The following is a 20795-nucleotide window of genomic DNA, read 5'->3' as shown; positions in this document are numbered from 1 at the left end:
ACCAGCCCATACCGGCGTCGGAACATCAACCGTGACGGAGGTCCACCGGCGACTCTGAGGGGAATGCATGGCCACCGAGCCGCTGCGGAAGCTGTCCGGTTCACCAGACTGCAAGAACGGCACCTGCCCGACCTTGTGGGCCAAGACCACCACCAACGACTACGTGGTTCAGGGCTACGCAATCAGCGATCCGGAAGAACTGGCCCAACTTGACCTACCCGAAGGGGAAACCGCCGTACGGATTCCCGCTGCGGTCCTGGAGGGATACTTCCGTGCTCAGCGGTGAACAGTTCGGTCGGCTCTTCGATGCCTTCGAGCGGACGGGGTTCCGGCTGGAAACGCTGTCCGAGTACGACGTGGAGGAGGAGCGCGAAGAGATCACTCGGTTCCTCGCCGGACAGGACATGGGCCCGGATTGGGCCGACAACCCTTGGGTGCGGTCGATGACCGACAAGGGCAAGCGGGTGTCCCGGGTCCACGTCCTCACCTCGCCGTTGACCGACTACCTGCGGTACGAGCTGGCCGCGTACCCCGGCAACATCCAGGCCGGGGAGTCCATCGGGATCATCGACCTCGCCGAGCAGGCCGTGACGGGTCTGCCTGACCATGACTTCTGGCTGTTCGACGACCGGCAGGTGTACCGCATGCACTACACCGAGAAGGGCGCGTTCATCGGCGCCGAGTTGCTGCCTCCGAACAAGCTCAGCACATACCGGAGCTATCGGGACGTGGCATTGCGCCATGCCGTGCCGTTCGCGGAGTACTGGGAGCGGCAGCACTGAGCACGGAGTCCATCGGCAGAGCCCTGCGGACGCTGCGAATCGCCTCCGGACTGACCGGAAGCACCGTGGCCCGCAGGGCTTCCATGTCAGCGGGAAAGCTGTCCAAGGTCGAGAACGGGCGGACGCTACCCACGCTCCAGGACGTGGACCTGATCCTGAGCGCCATCGGCGTCTCCGAAACCGTGAAGGGCGAATTCCTGGCCACGGCCCGGGCGGAAGTCACCGAAGCGACTGCGTGGCGCCTGCTGCGCCGCATGGGGCCGTGGAAGCACCAACACACGATCAAGGCCATTGAGGCCACAACCATGCATCTCAGGCTCTTTCAGGGGCAGTTGATTCCCGGGTTGCTCCAGACCCCCGAATACGCATCCGCGGTGTTCGGCCTGCCCCCGGAACTACCCGAGCCGACCCGGGCTCGAACGGTGGCGGCACGGCTTGAACGCCAGGCGACGCTCTACGAGGCTGAACGGAGCTTCCACTTCCTGATCTGCGAGCACGTCCTTCGCTGGCTGATCTGTGAACGCGCCGTGATGGCCCTCCAGCTCGATCGGCTGGTTTCCTTTGCCCGGCTCCCCAACGTCCGCATCGGAATCGTGCCCCAGAACGGCCGCCTGCCGGACTTCCCGATGAACTGCTTCAGCCTTCACGACGATCGACTAGTGATCACCGAGACATTCCATGCCGAGTACACCACTCGCGACCCCAAAGACGTGGAGACCTATAGCGAGACGTTTGCTCGGTTCTCCCAAATCGCGCTGTACGGCGATGCCATGAAGGGTCTGGCGCAAGAAATCCGGGACGAATTCTTGAGGTAACGGGAAACGAACTAGGGGGCTGGCTCCTCTCCAAGGAAAATGGCTGCTACGGCAATTGAGAAAGACCCCACCCCGGCCGCGGAATCCTGGACGGTCGAGCGCCCGGGGCGGGTGACCCAGCCGCAGGAACCCTGCGGATCCACGGGCCGTGCCTCGACGGTATGGCGGCACGGCCCCTCAGGAAAGAGGAGGTGGGTGGATGAGCGTCGCAGCCGTTGAGACGTACGCATCGCGCACGCCCGACGCCGAAGGCTGGCGCGGCATTCCGTTCCGGCACCCCCGGGAATTGGAGGCCGTCGCACAGGACGACGGCGGGAAGCACGACGGGGGCCCGATGCCCCCGGAGGCACCGCGCGACCCACAGCCGCAACCGCAAGGTGGAGATGGCAAGTAGCGCCGCCCCGGCTCTGGCTGGCGAACGCTGACGGCCGGCCGCACCGGCCCCGTCCGTGCATCCATCCATGACCGGCGGACGGGGCCCCCGTCCCGGGCGCGCGACCCGCGGGGCGACGCCATCGAGGCCGGCCCCACGCCGGCTCAGCTCCCGCCCACCCCCGGCCCCCACAGCCCCTCCCCCGTCAGTCCCAGCAGTTCGATGGCGTTGCCGCGGACGATGCGGTCGATGGTGTCGGGGGGCAGGTGGGACATCTGGGTCTCGGCTACCTGGCGGGAGTTGGGCCAGGTGGAGTCGGAGTGCGGGTAGTCGGTCTCGTAGAGGACGTTGCCGACGCCGATGGCGTCGAGGTTCCGCAGGCCGAAGGCGTCGTCGAAGAAGCAGCCGTAGACGTGGTCGGCGAAGAGCTCGGAGGGCGGGCGGAGGACTTTGTCGGCGACGCCGCCCCAGGCGCGGTTCTCCTCCCAGACGACGTCCGCGCGCTCCAGGATGTACGGGATCCACCCGATCTGCCCCTCGGCGTACATGATCCTCAGGTTCGGGAAGCGGTCGAACGTGCCGCTCAGCAGCCAGTCGACCATCGAGAAGCAGCAGTTGGCGAAGGTGATCGTGGAGCCGACGGCCGGCGGGGCGTCGGCGGAGGTGGAGGGCATCTTCGACGAGGAGCCGATGTGCATGGCGATGACCGTGCCGGTCTCGTCGCAGGCGCGCAGGAACGGGTCCCAGTAGTCGGTGTGGATGCTGGGCAGCCCCAGGTGGGGCGGGATCTCGCTGAAGCAGACGGCGCGGACGCCGCGGGCGGCGTTGCGGCGCACCTCCTCGGCGGCCAGTTCCGCGTCCCAGAGGGGGATGAGGGTGAGCGGTATCAGCCGACCGCCGGCCTGCGGGCCGCACCACTCCTGGACCATCCAGTCGTTGTACGCGCGCACCCCCAGCAGCGCCAGCTCGCGGTCCTTGGCCTCGGTGAAGGTCTGGCCGCAGAAGCGGGGGAAGGTGGGGAAGCACAGGGCGGACTGGACGTGGTTGACGTCCATGTCGGCGAGCCGTTCGGGGACGCTGAAGGAGCCGGGGCGCATCTGCTCGTAGGTGATGCCCTCCAGTTTGATCTCGTCGCGGGAGTAGCCGACGGCGGTGTCCAGGCGGGTCAGCGGGCGGTGCAGGTCCTCGTAGATCCACCAGTCGGTCATCGGGCCGTCGTCGCCCGGCGCGCCCATCTTGGGGGCGAACTTGCCGCCGACGAAGGTCACTTCGGTCAGCGGTGCGCGGACGATGCGGGGGCCGGTGTCGTGGTACTTCGACGGGAGCCGGTCCCGCCAGACGTCGGGGGGCTCCACGGTGTGGTCGTCGACCGAAATGATCCTGGGGATGGGGGTGTTGGTCTCCACCGGGTTGGTCTCCATGGGCGTTACGGTAGCGCCGATCTGACGGCCCGTCAGTAAGCTGGGGAGGGGGATGCGGAGGGCGCGGCAGGGGTTCGGGGCCGGTGGGGGCGAGCCGGCGGAGGGCGACCCGGGGCCCGCGCGCGAGAACCAACCGGCCCGCTCGTGCGTGTACGCACCCGGGCGGCTCGTCGGCGGGGCGCGGCCCACCCGCGGGGGAAGGGGAGCCCCCGGGAGAAACAAACCAGCCAGTCGGGGATGGGGCTCGGGGCCCGGGGTAGAGGGGCCACGGGCCGTGGGGCGTTGCGCGGGGCACGGGCCGGGCGGCCGAGCGGTGAGGGGACGGACGGGTGGCAGCCACTGCGAACACCGGCGCCGAGCTGGGACATTGCCGCGGGAGGGGCGCGACGGGAGAAACCGGAGGGTTTCCTTCCAAGGCTTCGCCGGGCGGCCGCGCCCCGTCGGCGGAACCGCACGAGGAGGCTTTGTGCACGCTCCGGACCCCTACTGACGTAACGGGTCGCGACAAGGCAGACTGACCGTTGCGCACGAGGTAAAGGCGCGAGGGGCCATGACAACGCGGACGGACGGGACACGGCAGGGGGACACCATGGACGACGGTCCGGGACAGGTGCGGGAGCGGCTCCGCTTCACCGTGCTCGGTCCCGTGCGGGCCTGGCGCGGCGGGTCGTCGCTCGCGGTGGGTTCGCCGCAGCAGCGCGCCCTGCTCGCCGCGCTGCTGCTGCGCGGCGGGCGGACCGCCACCGCGCCCGAGCTCGTCGACGCCCTGTGGGGCGACGAACCGCCGCACGCCGCGCTCGCCGCGCTGCGCACCTACGCCTCCCGGCTCCGCAAGGCGCTCGGCGACGACGCGGAGGCGCTGGCCAGCGAGTCCGGCGGCTACGCCCTGCGGCCGGTGAACGGCACGCCCCTGGACCTCGACCACGACACCGCCGAGCAGTACGCCGCCGACGCCGAGAAGGCCAAGGCCGCCGGGGACCGCGACCGGGCCCGCGAACTGCTCGACGCCGCCCTGGACTTGTGGGACGGCGAACCGCTCGCCGGCGTCCCCGGCCCGTACGCCGAGAACCAGCGCACCCGCCTCCAGGAGTGGCGGCTCTCGCTCACCGAGCACCGCCTCGACCTCGACCTGGAGGCCGGCTACCACGCCGAGGCGGTCTCCGAACTCACCGCGCTGACCGCCGCGCACCCGCTGCGCGAGCGGCTGCGGGAGCTGCTGATGCTGGCGCTGTACCGCAGTGGCCGGCAGGCCGAGGCGCTCGCGGTCTACGCCGACACCCGCAAACTGCTCGCCGACGAGCTGGGCGTGGACCCCCGCGCCTCGCTCTCCGAGCTCCACCAACGCATCCTGCAGGCCGACACCGAGCTCGACGCCCCGGCGCCCACCGGCGGCCCGGACGCGCTGGAGGCCACCCTGGTCCGCCCGCGCCAGCTCCCGGCCACCGTCGCCGACTTCACCGGCCGCACCGCGTTCGTCAGGGAGCTCAGCGACCAGTTGGCGACGGCGGACGGCAGCGTGATGGCGGTCTCGGCGGTCGCCGGCATCGGCGGCGTCGGCAAGACCACGCTCGCGGTGCACGTCGCGCACGCCGCGCGGGAGCACTTCCCGGACGGGCAGTTGTACGTGGACCTCCAGGGCGCCGGGCACACGCCGGCCGAACCGGAGGCGGTGCTCGGCGCGTTCCTGCGCGCCCTGGGGACGGCCGACTCGGCCATCCCCGACGGCCTGGAGGAGCGCTCCGCCCTCTTCCGCTCCACGCTTGCCGGCCGGCGGGTCCTGGCCCTGCTGGACAACGCCCGGGACGCGGCGCAGGTCCGGCCACTGCTGCCGGGCACCGCGGGCTGCGCGGCGCTGATCACCAGCCGCTCGCGGATGATCGACCTGGCCTCGGCCCATCTGGTCGACCTCGACGTGATGAGCCCGGAGGAGGCGCTGACCCTCTTCACCCGCATCGTCGGCGAGGAGCGGGTCACCTCCGAACGACAGGCCGCCATGGCCGTCGTCGGCGCCTGCGGCTTCCTCCCGCTGGCCATCCGCATCGCCGCCTCCCGGCTGGCCGCCCGCCGCACCTGGACGGTCTCGACGCTCGCCACCAAGCTGGCCGACGAGCGCCGCCGGCTCGACGAACTCCGCGCCGGCGACCTGGCGGTGAAGGCCACCTTCGAACTGGGCTACAAACAACTGGAGCCCGCCCAGGCCCGCGCCTTCCGCCTGCTGGGCCTGGCCGACGGCCCGGACATCTCCCTGATGGCGGCGGCCGCCGTGCTCGACCTGGACGCGGACGCCACCGAGGAACTCCTCGAATCGCTCGTCGACACCTCCCTCCTGGAGTCCGCCGCACCGGGCCGCTACCGCTTCCACGACCTGGTCCGCCTCTACGCCCGCGCCTGCGCCGAACGCGACGAACACCCGCCGTCCGAACGGGACGCGGCGCTGACGCGGTTGCTGGACTTCTACTTGGCGACGGCCGCCCGGATGTACGCGCTGGAGCGCCCCGGCGACCGGTTGATCGCGCACATGGAGCGCACCAACTACCCCGGACTCGACTTCCAGGACCGGGCCCTGGCCCTGGAGTGGCTGTTCATCGAGGCGGGGTGCCTGCTCTCCTGCGCCCGCCAGTCCAGCGGCCCCGCCGCGATCCGGGGCGCGGCCGACCTGCTGTTGCTCGTCAAGGACCTCGCCGAGTCCGGCGCCGAAGCCCTCCAGTACGAGCAGACCAGCATCGCCCTGCTGAAGGCCGCCCGGGAGCTCGGGAACCAGCACGCCGAGGCCCGTCTCCACCTCGCCCTGACCTATGTGCGCACCCTGACCGGCCGGCTGGACGAGGCGGACGAGAACGCCAAGTCCGCCATGCTGTTGGGCCTCGCCACCGAGGACGCGTTCACCTGCTCGTACGCGCCGAACGACCGCGGCATCATCGCCAACGCCCAGGGCCGGCACAGCGACGCCGAGGGGTACCTGCGGCAGGCCCTGGCCGCCTTCCACGACGACGACAACCGGCAGTCCGAAGCCAGCGCCCTGTGCAACCTCTCCCGGGTGCACCTGGCCACCGGGCGGGTCGACAGCGCCATCCAACTGGCACAACAGGGCATCGCCATCTACCGCGAGTTGGGCGCCAGGCGCCGGCTCGCCAACGGCATGTACGCGCTCGCCCTGGCGTACACCGAGGCGATGCGGTTGGAGGAGGCCAACCAGCAACTGACCGACGCGCTGGCCATCTTCAAGGACAGCCGCCAGCGGTTCTGGGAGGCGATGACCAACTTCCGGCTCGCCGAGGTCGATCTGGCCGGCGGCCGGCCGGCCAGTGCCGCCAACCGCGCCGAGCAGGCCCTGACGGCGCTGCGCGGCATCGGCGGCGACTCCTGGCGGGCGACCTTCCTGACCGCCCTGGGCCGGGCCCTGCACGCGCTCGGGCACGTCGGTCGGGCGCGGGTGTGCTGGCAGGAATCCCTGGCCATCTTCGAGCGCCTGGGATCCCCCGAAGGGGGCGCTGTGCAGGCGCTTCTCACCCCTGCCGCGGTCGCGTAAACCGCCGCCGCATCTCCCCAACGTCGTCGTTTATCGATCGTTCATCGCGGCGGGCCACTCTTAACAGCATCGAACCGCCGCCTCGGGGGGCAAGCGGCTCGGTGCCCAGGCCGCACAGTTATCGTGAGCGGCCGCGCCACGCCCGTCCGGCGGCCAACGGGGGAGTCGCCGGGCGGGCTGGCACAAGCTCAAGCGCCCATTCAGGAGTTGATCTCTGTGAGCACCGACAACAAGGCCCAGGTGACCGCCGAACGGGATGCCATCCGGCCGATGGACAACCACCAGCCCATCATCGCGCCGGGTGTGACCCCGAGAGCGAAAAAGAAGAAGCCCGGTGAGCGGGACATCGTCAAGCCGATGGACAACCACCAGCCCATCGCCGCGACGGGTATCACCACCGAGGACAACCACCAGCCGCTCGGTGAGCCCAAGTAAGACCCACTGAACCGACGGGGGAATACGGGGGAGCACAACCGGGGGGATCCGGGGGATCGCAGGGGTCGTCTTCCGTGGCTTGGAGGGGAAGCCATGGAAGTTCGGCCCCTGCGGCGTTTCCCGACCGGATAGTAAAAACCCACGACATTCGACCGCTTTCCCTCACAAGCGTCGAACGTCTGCGCAGACTAGCCGCTAGTTTGTTTCCGGGAACAGCAACGCCCCTATTATTCCGAGGAGTTGGAATGAACCGTACGAGAGAATTCCTGGCCGTCGCCGCCCTCACCGCGGCCGCGCTCGGCACCGCCGCGGTGCCCGCCATGGCCGACAACCACATACCCAGTGCGCCGGCCGTCGTCACCGCCCAGGACGCGCACGCGCCCATGGCGCCGCAGGACAATCACATGCCGGTGCCCTCTCAGCGGATCCACGCGCAGGTGACGCCGATGGACAACCACATGCCCTGATCGAAGGTCGCCACGACAGATCTCGCGTCGCGACATCACGGACGGGGCCGGGCAATTGCCCGGCCCCGTCCTCGTTGCCGAAGGCGGCGGGGTTTCCATTCCGAAACGGCCGGCGCGGACCAGGCGAGGCACAACGCGCGGGCGCACACCGCGCGCACAGCGCCGCCCCCAACCCACCGCCACCATCTGACACTTCGTCAGTTACGGTGCTAGAGTCGCGCGGCGCACCCCGCCCACCACTCCAGGAGGCGCGCCGTGTTCGAGGTCGCCCGTATAGGCACGTTGTGGGAGCTGGTCGAGTACCGGGCCCGGGCCTCCGGGGAGGTGCCGATGTTCTTCGACGGGGGCGGCGGCGCCGTGACGTTCGGGGCGGTGCGGGACGCGGCGCTGCGGGCGGCGGCCGGGTTCCTGGCGCTGGGGGTCGGGCCCGGGACGCGGGTGATGTGGCAGTTGCCCACCCGCGTCGACACCGTGATCGCCTCGCTCGCGCTGGCCCGGCTCGGGGCCGTGCAGACGCCGGTGATCCCACAACTCCGCGCCCGCGAGGTCGGGTTCATCCTGCGCGACGCGGCGGCGGAGTACGCGCTCGTACCGGGGGTGTGGCGCGGGTTCGACCACACGGCGATGGTGCGCGGGGCGGTCGGTGAGCGCGGTGGGGCGCGGGTGGTCTCCGTGGCGGACGGGCTTCCCGTGGGGGACCCGGACACGCTGCCGGAGCCGCCAGCCGCCGCCGACGACCGCACCCGGTGGATCTACTACACCTCCGGAACCACCGCCGCACCCAAGGGAGTCGAGCACACCGACGCCTCGCTGATCGCCGGCGGGGTGGGGCTGGCCACCGCGCTGGGGATGGCCCCCGACGACATCGGCTCGATCGCGTTCCCGTACGCGCACATCGCCGGCCCGGACTACGTCGTGGCGATGCTGGTCAGTGGGTTCCCTGCGGTGGTGCTGGAGACCTTCGACGCGGACCGGGCGGCCGAGGTCTACCGGCGCCACGGGGTGACCATGGCGGGCGGCAGCACCGCGTTCTACCGGGCGTTCCACGACGCGTCGCGGCGCCGCCGGGCGGCCGAACCGGGCGCCGCCGGGCCGCTGATCCCGTCGCTGCGGCTGCTGTCCGGCGGCGGGGCGCCGCTACCGCCCGAGCTGTACCGGGCGGCCGGGCGGGAGTTGGGGTGCGCGATCGTGCACGGGTACGGGATGACCGAGTGCCCGATGATCGCGATGGGCACGCCGTACGACGGCGACGAGCAACTGGCGCACACCGTCGGCCGACCGGTGACGGGCGCCCGGATACGGATCGTCCGGCCCGACGGGAGCGGGGCCGCGACCGGGGAGACCGGCGAGGTGACGGTGGCCGGACCGATGCTCTTCCGCCGGTACACCGATCCCGGGCTGACGGCCGGGGCGTTCGGCCCGGACGGCGCGTTCCGCACCGGCGACCTGGGCCACCTGCGCGCCGACGGGCATCTGGTGCTCACCGGGCGGCTGAAGGACATCATCATCCGCAAGGGCGAGAACATCTCCGCGCAGGAGGTCGAGGACCTGGTGCACACCCACCCGGCGGTGGCGGAGGCGGCGGTGATCGGGCTGCCGGACCGGGAGCGGGGGGAGCGGGTGTGCGCGGTGGTGACGCTCAAGGGGGCGGCGAACGTCCCCAAGGCGACCGGCGGCACCGGTACGGGCGGGGCACCGGCGCTCACCCTGGCGGGGCTCACCGCGCACCTGCGGGCGGCCGGACTGATGGCGCAGAAGCTGCCGGAGCAACTGGAGATCGCCACGGAACTGCCGCGCGGCGGGCCGCTGAACAAGGTGTTGAAGACGGCGCTGCGGGAGCGGTACGGCAGGAGCGGCGGGTAGCCGGGCTTCCCCTTCGGCTCTGCGGCCCCCTTGTCCGTCGGCGGCGCGGCGACGAGTCTCCCGGGGCGCCGCGGTCTTCACTGGTGTGGGGCGAACGCTATGGCCCGCCCCACACCAGTGAAGACCGTGACTGCGGTGAAACCAGCGAAGCCGGTGAAGTCGGCCAACGGTCGGCGAAGCCGGGCGAGAAGGGAGCCGGACGATGACGGACGCGGAGCGGAACGCGGCCCAGCACCCGGAGCAACGGCCCGCGGCGGGCGCCCCGTTGGTCGACCTCGCGGCGCAGGCCCGGGAGGTCGCCCGGCTCGCCGCGGGCACGGCCGAGGAGCAACTGGCCGCGCCCACCCCGTGCAGCGCCTATGCCGTGCGCCATCTGCTCGGCCATCTGGTCGGGCTGACCGCCGCGTTCCGGGACGCCGCGCGCAAGGAGCTGGGGCCGACCACCGACACGCCTCCGGGCACGGCGCTGCCGGAGCTCGCCCCCGGGTGGCGCGCGGAGCTGGCGGGCAACCTGGACGCGTTGGCGGCGGCCTGGCGCGCCCCGGCCGCCTGGAAGCGCGAGACGCAGGTGGGGGACGTCACCCTGCCCGGGGCCGCCGCCGGCAGGTTCGCGCTGAACGAACTGGTCGTGCACGGCTGGGACTTGGCGCGCGCCACCGGCCAGGACTACGCGCCCGACGGCCCGAGCCTGGACGTCTCGTACGCGCTGCTCGCGGCCACCGCCGCCGGCCCGGAGTCCGGGTCGCCCTTCGGCGCGGCGGTCCCGGTCTCGGCGGACGCGCCGCTGCTGGACCGGGTGGTGGCGCTCAGCGGCCGGCACCCGGACTGGACGCCGCCGCGGAACCCGCGCGCCGCTTGCCCCTGACGTCCGGGTAAGGGCGCAGGAGGGGAGACATCCGGTCCGGCCCGGCCGCCGGCCCCTCACGCCACCCGACACCGCGGCGCCACGGCACCAGCACGCCAGGGCGTCATCGCGTCACGGCGCCATCGCGTCACGGCGCCACGTCCCACCGCCTCCGTCCCCCCTCCCCCGCAGCTTCCCCTTCACCACCTTGCCGCTGGCGTTGCGCGGGAGGTCGGGGACGAACTCCACCTCCCTGGGGACCTTGTAGTTGGCCATCTCCCGGCGGGACCAGGCGATCAGGTCGTCGGCGGTGAGGCGGGAGCCGGTGCGGCGGACCGCGTACGCCTTGCCGACTTCGCCGAGGCGGCGGTCGGGGATGCCGACGACGGCGGCCTCGGTGATGTCCGGGTGGCGGGCGAGGAGTTGCTCTATCTCGGCGGGGTAGGCGTTGAAGCCGCCGACGATGAACATGTCCTTGAGCCGGTCGGTGATCCGGAGGTTGCCGTCCGCGTCGAGGACGCCGACGTCGCCGGTGCGCAGCCAGCCGTCGGGGGTCAGGGCGCGGGCGGTGGCGGCCGGGTCCTCGAAGTAGCCGGACATCACGTGGTAGCCGCGGACCAGGACCTCGCCGGGCTCGCCGGGCGGCCGCGGGCGGTCGGCGGCGTCGACGATACGGACCTCGGTGTCCGGTATCGCGCGGCCCGAGGTCGCCGCGATCACCCCGGGCGGGTCGCCGCGGCGGCACATGGTGACCACTCCGGTGCTCTCCGAGAGCCCGTAGGCGGTCAGGACGGTGGCCACCTTCAGCTCGCCGCGCAGCCGTTCCACCAGCTCCAGGGGGACGACGGCGGCGCCGGTGACGACCAGGCGCAGCGCTGAGAGGTCGTGCAGGGCGCGGTCGGGGTGGTCCAGGAGTTGCTGGTGGAGGGTGGGTGGGCCGGGGAGGACGGAGATCCGCTCGGCGGCGATGTTGGCGAGCGCGGTCTCCACGCTGAAGACCGGCTGCGGGACCATCGTCGCGCCGCGCAGCAGACAGGCGAGGGCGCCGGCCTTGTAGCCGAAGGTGTGGAAGAAGGGGTTGACGATGAGGTAGCGGTCGCCCTCCTCCAGGCCGGCCAGTTCGCTCCATACGTCGTAGGCGCGCAGGGTCTGGCCGTGGGTGATCACGGCGCCCTTGGGGTGGCCGGTGGTGCCGGAGGTGAAGATGATGTCGGACGGGTCGTCGGGGCCGAGGGCGTCGGCCCGGGCCCGCACCGTACCGGGCGGCACCGCCGCGCCCTCGGCGAGGAAGGCGCGCCAGGTGGTGAAGTCGGCGGGGGCGTCGTCGGCGAGCACCACCACCCGCTCCAGGTGCGGCAGTCCGGGCAGCGGGCCGCGCCCCTCGCCCCGCTCGGCGGCCCGGCGCAGCGAGGCGACGTAGGAGGTGCCGAGGAAGGTGCCGGTGACGAAGAGCAGCCTGGCGCGGGTGCGGCGCAGGATGTCGGCGGCCTCGGCGCCCTTGAAGCGGGTGTTGACCGGGACCAGGACGGCGCCGGAGGTCACCGCGCCGAGCGCGGCGACGATCCAGTCGAGGGTGTTGGGCGCCCAGACCGCGACCCGGTCGCCGCGGGTGACGCCGGCCGCGAGGCAGGCCGCGGCGGCCCGCTCCGCCCGCGCGCCCAACTCGGCGTAGGAGAGCCGGGTGCGGCCCTCGACCACGGCCTCCCGGGGGCCGTACCGGTCGGCGGCGGCGCGCACCAGATGGGCCAGCGAGCCGTACGCCAAGTCCGCCCGCGCATCGAGCCGTTCGTCCATCGCACTGCCTCCCGTGTGCCGCAAGGACCCGTACCGTCGCACTAGCTGACTACCCGTCAGATTAGCGGTAGCCTCCTCCGCTGTCAGCAGTGACCGCCGACCACGGAGGTGGCGATGGGGGCGACCCTCAAGGACGCTACGGCGATCGTCGGTATCGGACAGACTCCCTTTGCCAAACGGCTCCCGGAATCCGAGAAGAGCTTGGCGTGCCGGGCGATCGTCGCCGCCCTGGACGACGCCGGCATCGCGCCCTCCGAGGTGGACGCCTTCGCCTCGTACACCATGGAGGAGACCGACGAGGTCGAGATCGCCAAGTCCATCGGCGCCGGCGACGTCACCCACTTCTCCAAGGTCGGCTACGGCGGCGGCGGTTCCTGTGCGACGGTGGCGCACCTGGCCGCCGCCATCGCCACCGGGCAGGCCAGCGTCGGCGTCGCCTGGCGGTCCCGCAAGCGCGGCTCGGGGCCGCGCCCGTGGACCAACACCCGCGCCCAACTGCCCACTCCGGGGCAGTGGACCCGCCCCTTCGGACTGCTCCGCCCGGCCGACGAGATCGGCCTGCTGGCCCGGCGCTATATGCACGAATACGGCGCCACCCGCGACCACTTCTTCAACGTCGCGCTCGCCTGCCGCAACCGCGCCAACCAGAACCCGGCCGCGATGATGTACGACCGCCCGCTGACCCGCGAGATGTACATGACCGCGCGCTGGATCAGCGAACCGCTCTGCCTCTTCGACAACTGCCTGGAGACCGACGGTGCGTTGGCCTGCGTCGTGGTCGCCGCCGAGCGCGCCCGCGACTGCCGCCAGCGACCCGTCTACGTCCACGCCGCCGCCCAGGGGCTGCCCGCCCAGCACCACGGCATGGTCAACTACTGGAACGACGACCCGCTCACCGGCCCGGCCTGGACCGCCGCCCGCCACCTGTGGAAGGGCGCCGACCTGGGACCGCAGGACGTCGACGTGGCGCAGATCTATGACGCGTTCACCCCCCTGATACCCCTCTCCCTGGAGGGCTACGGCTTCTGCGGACGCGGCGAGGGCGCGGCCTTCACCGAGGGCGGCGCCCTGGAGAGCGGCGGCCGCCTGCCCCTCAACACCGCCGGCGGCGGCCTCTCCGAGGCATACGTCCACGGCTTCAACCTCATCACCGAGGGCGTCCGGCAACTGCGCGGCACCAGCACCGCGCAGGTCCCGGACGCCGCCACCTGCCTCGTCACCGCGGGCGAGGGCGTGCCCACCTCCGCGCTGCTGCTGAGGAGTTGAGACCTGATGCGCGCAGACCGCTCCCCGCGCGGCGCCACCGCCGCCGGGACCGACCCCACGACCACCCGCGATTCCGCGCCCAACGACGACCCCGCAACCGACCGCGATTCCATGACCGACCCCGCTTCCCTCACCGTCCGTGATCCCATGAACACAAGCGTGCCAGCCGCCACTGACAATCGACCCGCCGATCTCGCCGACCCCACCGCCGACCTGCTGCATCCCGTCCCCGACGACGACGGCGCCCCGTTCTGGGAGTACGCGGCCCGCGGCGAACTCCGCGTCCAGACCTGCTCCGACTGCGACGAACCGCGCTTCCCGCCCCGCCCCTGCTGCCCGCACTGCCAGTCGTTCGCCGCCCACTGGCAGCGGATGTCCGGCCGCGGCCGGATCTGGTCCTACGTCGTGCCGCACCCGCCGCTGCTGCCCGCCTACGCCGCGCAGGCCCCCTACAACGCGATCGTCGTCGAGCTCGCCGAGGCCCCCCGGATCCGCCTGGTGGGCAACCTCGTCACCGCCCCGGACGCCGCCCTGAACTCCGTCGACCCGGCCCGGCTGCGGATCGGCGCCCCGGTCCGGGCGGTCTTCCACACCCCGCCCAGTGGCCCCACCCTCCCCCGCTGGGTCCTGGAGCGCCCATGACGTCCACCGGGCTCCGCACGGAGATCACCGGCGGGGTCGCCCTGGTCACCCTGGACCGACCCGCCCGCCACAACGCCCTCGACCTCGCCACCGCCGCCGAACTGGTCGCCACCTGGCGGGAGTTCCGCTTCGACGACACCGTCCGGGCGGCCGTGCTCACCGGCGCCGGCGGCCGCGCCTTCTGCACCGGCATCGACCGCTCCGCCGAAGTGCCCCAGCCCGCCTCCCCGTTCTCCCTCGACGACCCGCTGCGCACCATCGGCCCGAAATCCAACGACCTGTGGAAACCTGTGCTCGCCGCGGTCGAGGGCATGGCCTGCGGCGGCGCGTTCTACCTGCTCGGCGAGGCGGAGTTCATCGTCGCCGCCGAGGACGCCACCTTCTTCGACCCGCACACCACCTACGGGATGGTCAGCGCCTACGAGTCCGTCCTCATGGCGCAGCGGATGCCCTACGGGGAGATCGCCCGACTCGCCCTGATGGGCACCGCCGAACGGCTCGGCGCCCGGCGCGCCCACGCCGTCGGGCTGGTCTCCGAACTGACCGCGCCGGGCTCGGCGGTCGAGACCGCGCTGCGCCGCGCCGCGGTGCTGGCCGCCCAGCCCACCGAGGCCGTCCAGGGCACCGTCCGGGCCCTGTGGGCGGCCCAAGAGGCCACCCGCTCCCGGGCGTTGGCGCACGCCCCGCACCTGATCGCGCTCGGCAACCTGCCGCCGGAGCGCCAACGCGCCCTGTTCACCGCCCGCCCCCGCACCACCGGGGACGACCCGCCGCCCGTCAGATGAGCCGCCGGCCGCGCCCGGCCGCCACCGGCCTCACATCTTGGTCTTGTGCGCCCGGGTGATCTGGCAGGTGTACCAGAACGCCTGCCAAGAGGACTGGTTCAGCGTGTACTTGGCGGTGTACGTCTCGGTCGCACCGGGCGCCACCACGACGCTGCGCTGGTGCACCCCGTAGGACGAGCCGTCCGCCGGCCGGTCCTTCATCCAGTCGACCCGCATGTCGTAGGAGAACGTGCTGGTCTTCGACGGGTTGGTGATCGAGACCGTGTAGCTGAACTGGCGCGTCGAGGCGGAGAAGTCGCAGCCGCTGCCGCGGATGTCGGACCGCCCGTCCGGGTCGAAGGTCTCCTGGGTCGGCGACGGCGAGTAGCTGTCGTAGCCGGGCGGGGTGTACGAGGGCGTCGGGTTCGCCGGGTCGTAACTGGCGGACGGCGACGCCGTCGCCCAGTCCGGCAGCGGCGCCGGCTTGGGCCGGCTGAACGCACAGCCGCTGGCGCCGGCGAGCGTGACCGCCACCACCGCGGCGACGACACCCGCCCTGACCCCCTTGCCGACCCGGCCCCCGATGGTCCCGCCCGTACGCATACGCGTGCCCTGCGCCATGTCCTTCGCCCATCCCCCGTTGTCACGTTCCCACCGCGCCACCCCAAGGGGTTGACGCGTGCACGGCACCCTAGCAAGTGCCGGTGACGGCCCGTGCGGGCCCCTGAGCGGAGCCGGCCCGGAGGCGGGCCCGCTTGTCTAGCGGGGGTCGACGGGCAGGCGTAGCGTCGGTCACGAGGGCGAGACGACGGGACGAGTCGAAGCGAGGCGACGCCGGTGGTGCGCAACGTTCTCGGCTCCCTGATCGCCCTCATCGGAGCGACGGCCGCCGTCTGGAGCCCCTTCCGTCCCTGGTACGACGGCCGTCACGGCAGCGACGTCCGCATCGAGGACCTCTTCAACGGCCTCACGGACAACGGCGCCACGCTCTTCGGCTCCCTGGTGCTCCCGATGGTCTTCGCCGGGCTGCTGACCCTGATCGGCGTGGCGCTGCGCTCCCGGTTGCTCCTCGCCCTCGCCGGGCTGGTGGTCCTGGGTTTCACCATCTTGTGGATGGTCCGCCAGGGCCAGCGCGCGGGCGAACTCACCGCCGGCACGCACGGACTGGGCGTCGGCGTCGCCAACGCCCTGGGCGGCGGCGCACTGCTGATCCTGGGCGCCCTGATCATGCGCGGGCGCGCCCGACGGGTGCCCCGCTACGAGGACGAGCCCCTGCGCCCGCCACCGCCCGAGCCCTGGGACCCGGGCCGCCCGGCCGCCCAGGAGTGGCACCCGGCACCGCACGATCCGCGGTCCACCACCCAGCCCCTCAGGCCGCAGCCACCGACCCCGCCCGTGGAGTGGGGCCGCCAACTCCCGCCGGACCACGCGGAACACGGCCCCACCGGGGCACCGCAGGGCCCACCACCGCACGGGCCGCCGCAACCGCCGCCGGACGAGCCCCGGTGAACGCGCCCTGGGCGCCCGCCCCGTCCTACGGGCGCCGCGCCTGCCCCGTCCCCTTCGCGGCGTCCAGCGCGTACACGCAACGGTCCTTGCTGCACGCGTAGACCACCCCGCCGACCGCCACCGGCGAACCGGTGATCTCGCCGCCGGTGGCCAGCTTCCAGCGCAACTGCCCGCCCATCGCGTCGAGGGTGTAGAGGCAGTGGTCGGCCGACCCGAAGTGCACCCGGCCCTCGGCGACGACCGGGGAGCCCACGATGTCGGCGCCCGCCTGGAAGCGCCAGCGCGGGGTGCCGGTCACCGCGTCGAGGGTGTAGAGGGCCTTGCCGCTGCCCAGGTGGACGGCGCCCTGCGCAACCAGGACGGGGGCCGCGGACTGGCGGGCCTCGGTGGCGATCCGCCAGCGGTCCCGGCCGTCCGCCGCGTCGAGGGCGTAGACCGTGCCGAGGTAGTCGGCCAGATAGATCCCGCCGCCGGCGACGGCCGGTCCGGGCGCGAAGGCCGGCGGGCTCAGGAAGACCGCGGGCGCCTCGAAGTGCCAACGGACGTCGCCGCGGGCGGCGTCGAAGGCGAGCACCCGGGTGCCGGCGACGACGTACACCGAGCCGTCCGGCGCGGGCAGCACCCGCATCGGGACGCCGCTGCAGGACGCCACGTCCCCCACCGGATACGACCAGAGTTCGGCGCCGGTGCGCACCTGGAGCGCCTTCAGCCGGGCGTCGGCCCAGACGTAGACCGTGCCGTCGTGCACCACCGGCGCGGTCTCGGGATTCTCGAAGTCGGTCTGGACGCCGGTCAGTTCCCACAGCAGCTCGCCGCTGGCGGCCTCCCGCGCCTGGACGCCGCCGCCGCGGGTGCTGGTGACGACGGTGCCGCGGTCGGCGGCGAGGGCGTAGATCCACGCCTCGCTGCTCAGCCGCCAGCGTTCGCCGCCGTCCGCGGCGTCCAGGGCGTAGAGGGTGGGGCCGTCGGAGGCGTGGATCCGGCCGTCGGCGACCGTCATCGCCCAGGCGACGTCGCGGGTCTTGAACTTCCGCCGCCCGCTGGCCACATCGAGGGCGTGCACCTCGAACGAGGTGACGTAGAGCAGCTCGTCGGCGACGACCGGGGTGCCCCAGACGTCGTTGGACATCCGGAACCGCCAGGGGCGCCAGCGGCCCGGCTCGGCGGGCGGGGCCTCCGGCGGGGCGGAGTGCGTGGCGTCGCCCTGGCCGGCGCCGCTGGCCGGGGCCGCGCCCTGCTGCGGTACGCCGGGGGCACCGGACGGGGGCCGGACCCAGTTCGTCCCGGCGGCGGCCTGCCCGCGCGGCTGCGGGGCCTCGGCGGCGCGGGGCCCGGGCCCTATCGGGGCGTGCGAGCCACCGAGTCGTACGGGGCCGCCGCGCCGTCGGGGGCGGGCGGGGCGGCCATCGGGGCCGGCGCGACCCCGTGCGCGGGCTGCGGGACCGGGGCGGCGCCGCGGGGGTCGGCGGCGCGGTGCGCACCCGGGGCCGGCACCGATCCGGCCGGGCCAGCCGTCGGCGGGCCGGCCGGCCTCGGCGTGCTGCGGCGGGGTCCTGGGCAGGGGCGGGAACGCGGGCTCCTGGGGGCCGGAGCCGCGGGGCACGGCGACGGCCCGCGGGGTGCTCGGCGCGACCGCGCCCCGGCCGCCGCCGCGGCGCCGCTCGATGAGCGCCACGGCACCGGGCGGCAACCAGGCCGACGCGGTGCCGCTGTCGTCCCCGCCGGAGCTGAACAGGTGCGGCGCCAACTCGGACTGGAGATCGGCCGGGGACGGCCGGTGGGCCGCCTCCATCTGCATGCAGGACTCCATCAACGGCCGCAGCTCGTCCGGCAACCCGACCAGATCGGGGCCCTCGCGGAGCAGCATGAAGACCGTCTCGACCGGGTTGGCGCCGTGGAAGGGCGCGTGCCCGGTGGCGGCGAAGACCAGGGTGGAGCCGAGCGAGAAGACGTCGCTGGCGCCGGTGACGCTGCGGGAGTCGCGGGCCTGCTCCGGCGACATGTAGGCCGGAGTGCCGACGGCCACATTGGTCATCGTCAGCCGGGTGTTGGACACCCCGGAGGCGATGCCGAAGTCGATGACCCGGGGGCCGTCCTCGACCACCAGGACGTTCGACGGCTTCAGGTCGCGGTGGACCAGGCCGGCGCCGTGGATGGACTGGAGCGCCTCCGCGATGCCGGCCGCCAACCAGCGCACCGCCTGGACGGGCAGCGGTCCGCACTCATTGACTATCTCCTCCAGGGAGGGCGCGGGGACGTACGCCGTCGCCAACCAGGGCACCGCCGCCCGGGGATCGGCGTCGACCACGGCCGCGGTGTAGAAGCCGCTGACCGCGCGGGCCGCCTCTACCTCGCGGGTGAACCGGACCCGGAAGAGCTGGTCCTCGGCGAGCTCGGAACGGACCGTCTTGATGGCCACCCGCCGGCCGGACGCCGACCGCGCCAGATAGACCAGGCCCATGCCGCCGGCCCCGAGACGGCCGAGGACCTCGAACGGGCCGATCCGCCGGGGATCGTGCTGCGTCAGCTGCTCCACCACTTGCCTGCCACCTCCCCGTGGGGCATAAAACGAGACTCTCCACACCGACGAGTCGCCGAGAGCCACTGCCCCGCGCAGCGTCTCACCGCCTGGCCGAAACGGCCGTACGCACCCTGATTCTTCCTGGCCGGGCCGGCGGTTGCGAACCCGGGGCCTGTCGGCCGTGTCACGACTCACCCCCTGCGATACGCAACAAGGCCATTACCCGGCGTATTCCACCCCGCCCTGACGTGCTCCGATACGTCCGAGTCGGGCGATTACCGCGCGGTTACCGAGCGGTTGTGCCGCGAGTGAAGGATCGCGGCCGCCGAATATCCACCGCTCATCGCCCCATCCGGACGGCCGGATTCCGTGCCGGAGGCCGTGCGACCACCCCCACCGATCCCCTTGCCCCCGGCGGATATCCGGACCGACGGCCGGTCCGCCGTGGCCGAAACCCTCCCTTTTCCCCGCCCGCTCGCCCGCATCTCTGCGCATGCCTTCCCCCGTGCCGCCCCTGAGCCAATGGCTCAATTCTGCTTCGCCCGGGGCGATTTCGGGGCCAGGACACCGCGCGTGGCGCACGGATTGCCGCGCCCCGACCGTCGCGCACCCGCCGCTCCCACGACGCCCCGTCGATCACGCCGTCATCCACCGCGGTTGTCCACAGGGTGTTGATAACAACATTCACTGGATCGGACCAATGGGCGCCCGTCCGGCACCACCGGCGATCGGGCCCACAACCAGGGCGGCAGCGGGCTTTGCACACCCCGAACTCCCGCGTCCCCATTTGCAGGCAGCCAAATCGCGCTCCGATCACCCCTCGGTAAGCTGACGGCATGACAGGACAAGTTCGAACCGTCGACGGCAGAGTTGCCGGCCGCCGCGGACAGGCGACGCGGCAAAAGCTCCTCGACTGCCTCAGCGAAATGCTCAGTTCGTCCCCCTACCGGGACGTCAAAGTCATCGATGTGGCCCGAAAAGCGGGCACTTCCCCCGCGACGTTCTACCAGTACTTCCCGGACGTTGAAGGTGCGGTCCTCGAAATCGCCGAAGAGATGGCGAAAGAGGGCGCGAGCCTGACCGATCTGGTCGCCGGACGCTCGTGGGTGGGCAAGTCCGGTTGGCAGGCGGCCGAGGAACTGGTCGACGGCTTCCTCTCCTTCTGGCGCAAGCACGACGCGATCCTGCGCGTCGTCGACCTGGGCGCCGCCGAGGGCGACAAGCGGTTCTACAAGATCCGCATGAAGATCCTCAACGCGGTCACCAACTCCCTTACGGAGTCGATCCAGGAGCTCCAGAGCAAGAACAAGGTCGACAAGGACGTGAGCGCCGCGGCGATCGCCGGTTCCCTCGTCGCCATGCTCGCGGCGGTCGCCGGCCACCAGAAGGGCTTCCAGAGCTGGGGCGTCAAGCAGGCCGAGCTGAAGCCCAACCTGGCGCTGCTGGTGCACTTCGGCATCACCGGCAAGAAGCCCACCAAGTAGCCGGCCTCCCCGGGTATCCGGACCCCAGGGGTCCGCGCCGGGACCGTCCGCCACCGGGCTCGCCGCACCGCCGGCACCATCGCGCCGGGCGCGCGCAACGACGCCGCGCCGCTGCCGCCGGGGAGGTCTCACCTTCCCCCATGTCCCGGGATTTCCGGGGCAGTTCGCCCTCCGTCCCGTGTCCGTCCTGCCATAGCCGTGAACGCCCGCGCGGTGGGCGCCGAGCCCCTCTTCAGGGGCGGTACGGCGCCCGTTGAGCGGGCGTTTCGGTGCCTCCCCGGTGCCT

At 72.7% G+C, this 20795-nt stretch carries 17 protein-coding genes; 13 read left to right on the top strand and 4 right to left on the bottom strand.

Features of this window, described 5'->3' with window-relative positions:
- The first annotated feature begins 67 nt into the window (after nt 1–67).
- Genes PV796_RS22575 through PV796_RS22565 form a run of 3 tightly spaced genes read left to right on the top strand, consistent with a single transcriptional unit; the run spans nt 68 to nt 1597 of the window.
- Entirely contained in the window at nt 68–286 is a 219-nt protein-coding gene (locus PV796_RS22575) for a hypothetical protein (protein ID WP_274915155.1), read from the top strand.
- Nucleotides 273–782, top strand: a complete 510-nt coding sequence (locus PV796_RS22570; protein ID WP_274915154.1) for a DUF6879 family protein — start codon at nt 273–275, stop codon at nt 780–782. Before PV796_RS22575 ends, PV796_RS22570 begins: the two co-directional genes overlap by 14 nt.
- The gene (locus PV796_RS22565; protein ID WP_342456965.1) at nt 734–1597 is read left to right on the top strand and encodes a helix-turn-helix domain-containing protein; all 864 of its coding nucleotides are present in this window, start codon (nt 734–736) and stop codon (nt 1595–1597) included. The genes PV796_RS22570 and PV796_RS22565 overlap by 49 nt, the downstream gene beginning before the upstream one ends.
- A 537-nt stretch (nt 1598–2134) precedes the next feature.
- Here PV796_RS22565 and PV796_RS22560 read toward each other — a convergent pair.
- Nucleotides 2135–3391 carry an amidohydrolase family protein gene (locus tag PV796_RS22560; protein WP_274915153.1) on the bottom strand — a complete coding sequence of 419 codons (1257 nt, stop codon included), beginning with the start codon at nt 3389–3391 and terminating at the stop codon, nt 2135–2137.
- Nucleotides 3392–3980: 589 nt separating this feature from the next.
- On the opposite strand from PV796_RS22560, the gene PV796_RS22555 reads away from it, so the two are divergent.
- The 5 genes from PV796_RS22555 to PV796_RS22535 all read left to right on the top strand — a co-directional run bounded on the left by PV796_RS22555 (nt 3981) and on the right by PV796_RS22535 (nt 10550).
- Complete coding sequence (locus tag PV796_RS22555) at nt 3981–6920, top strand: AfsR/SARP family transcriptional regulator (RefSeq protein ID WP_274915152.1); 2940 nt, start codon at nt 3981–3983, stop codon at nt 6918–6920.
- A 216-nt stretch (nt 6921–7136) separates the two neighbouring features.
- Nucleotides 7137–7355, top strand: coding sequence for a hypothetical protein (locus PV796_RS22550; RefSeq protein WP_274915150.1), 219 nt, complete (start codon nt 7137–7139; stop codon nt 7353–7355).
- 245 nt (nt 7356–7600) lie between these two features.
- Nucleotides 7601–7822 carry a hypothetical protein gene (locus PV796_RS22545; protein ID WP_274915149.1) on the top strand — a complete coding sequence of 74 codons (222 nt, stop codon included), beginning with the start codon at nt 7601–7603 and terminating at the stop codon, nt 7820–7822.
- Nucleotides 7823–8077: 255 nt separating this feature from the next.
- Nucleotides 8078–9685 carry a class I adenylate-forming enzyme family protein gene (locus tag PV796_RS22540; RefSeq protein WP_274915148.1) on the top strand — a complete coding sequence of 536 codons (1608 nt, stop codon included), beginning with the start codon at nt 8078–8080 and terminating at the stop codon, nt 9683–9685.
- A gap of 202 nt (nt 9686–9887) precedes the next feature.
- Nucleotides 9888–10550, top strand: coding sequence for a TIGR03086 family metal-binding protein (locus tag PV796_RS22535; RefSeq protein WP_274915147.1), 663 nt, complete (start codon nt 9888–9890; stop codon nt 10548–10550).
- A 111-nt stretch (nt 10551–10661) separates the two neighbouring features.
- Here PV796_RS22535 and PV796_RS22530 read toward each other — a convergent pair whose 3' ends face one another.
- Nucleotides 10662–12323 carry a FadD3 family acyl-CoA ligase gene (locus tag PV796_RS22530; RefSeq protein ID WP_274915146.1) on the bottom strand — a complete coding sequence of 554 codons (1662 nt, stop codon included), beginning with the start codon at nt 12321–12323 and terminating at the stop codon, nt 10662–10664.
- A gap of 114 nt (nt 12324–12437) precedes the next feature.
- Here PV796_RS22530 and PV796_RS22525 point away from each other — a divergent pair, with 114 nt between their 5' ends.
- The 3 genes from PV796_RS22525 (at nt 12438) to PV796_RS22515 (ending at nt 15016) form a co-directional block, all read left to right on the top strand.
- A complete protein-coding gene (locus tag PV796_RS22525; RefSeq protein WP_274915145.1) occupies nt 12438–13589 on the top strand; it encodes a lipid-transfer protein in 1152 nt (383 codons plus the stop codon).
- Nucleotides 13590–13736: 147 nt separating this feature from the next.
- Entirely contained in the window at nt 13737–14231 is a 495-nt protein-coding gene (locus tag PV796_RS22520) for a Zn-ribbon domain-containing OB-fold protein (protein ID WP_274919180.1), read from the top strand.
- Entirely contained in the window at nt 14228–15016 is a 789-nt protein-coding gene (locus PV796_RS22515; RefSeq protein ID WP_274915144.1) for an enoyl-CoA hydratase/isomerase family protein, read from the top strand. The genes PV796_RS22520 and PV796_RS22515 overlap by 4 nt, the downstream gene beginning before the upstream one ends.
- A gap of 30 nt (nt 15017–15046) precedes the next feature.
- On the opposite strand, the gene PV796_RS22510 is transcribed toward PV796_RS22515, so the two are convergent.
- Complete coding sequence (locus PV796_RS22510; RefSeq protein ID WP_274915143.1) at nt 15047–15616, bottom strand: hypothetical protein; 570 nt, start codon at nt 15614–15616, stop codon at nt 15047–15049.
- A 216-nt stretch (nt 15617–15832) separates the two neighbouring features.
- Between PV796_RS22510 and PV796_RS22505 the strand changes: the two genes are divergently transcribed.
- Nucleotides 15833–16504, top strand: coding sequence for a hypothetical protein (locus PV796_RS22505; protein WP_274915142.1), 672 nt, complete (start codon nt 15833–15835; stop codon nt 16502–16504).
- A 25-nt stretch (nt 16505–16529) separates the two neighbouring features.
- Here PV796_RS22505 and PV796_RS22500 read toward each other — a convergent pair whose 3' ends face one another.
- Nucleotides 16530–19040, bottom strand: coding sequence for an outer membrane protein assembly factor BamB family protein (locus tag PV796_RS22500; RefSeq protein ID WP_446750617.1), 2511 nt, complete (start codon nt 19038–19040; stop codon nt 16530–16532).
- Nucleotides 19041–19861: 821 nt separating this feature from the next.
- Here PV796_RS22500 and PV796_RS22495 point away from each other — a divergent pair.
- Nucleotides 19862–20509 (top strand): TetR family transcriptional regulator, encoded by a 648-nt coding sequence (locus PV796_RS22495; protein ID WP_274915140.1) that lies wholly within the window; start codon nt 19862–19864, stop codon nt 20507–20509.
- Nucleotides 20510–20795: the final 286 nt, after the last annotated feature.

This window comes from Streptomyces sp. WZ-12, from assembly GCF_028898845.1.
GTDB lineage: Bacteria > Actinomycetota > Actinomycetes > Streptomycetales > Streptomycetaceae > Streptomyces.
The sequence above is the reverse complement of the archived record's forward strand: the minus strand, read 5'-3'. Positions and strand labels throughout refer to the sequence as shown.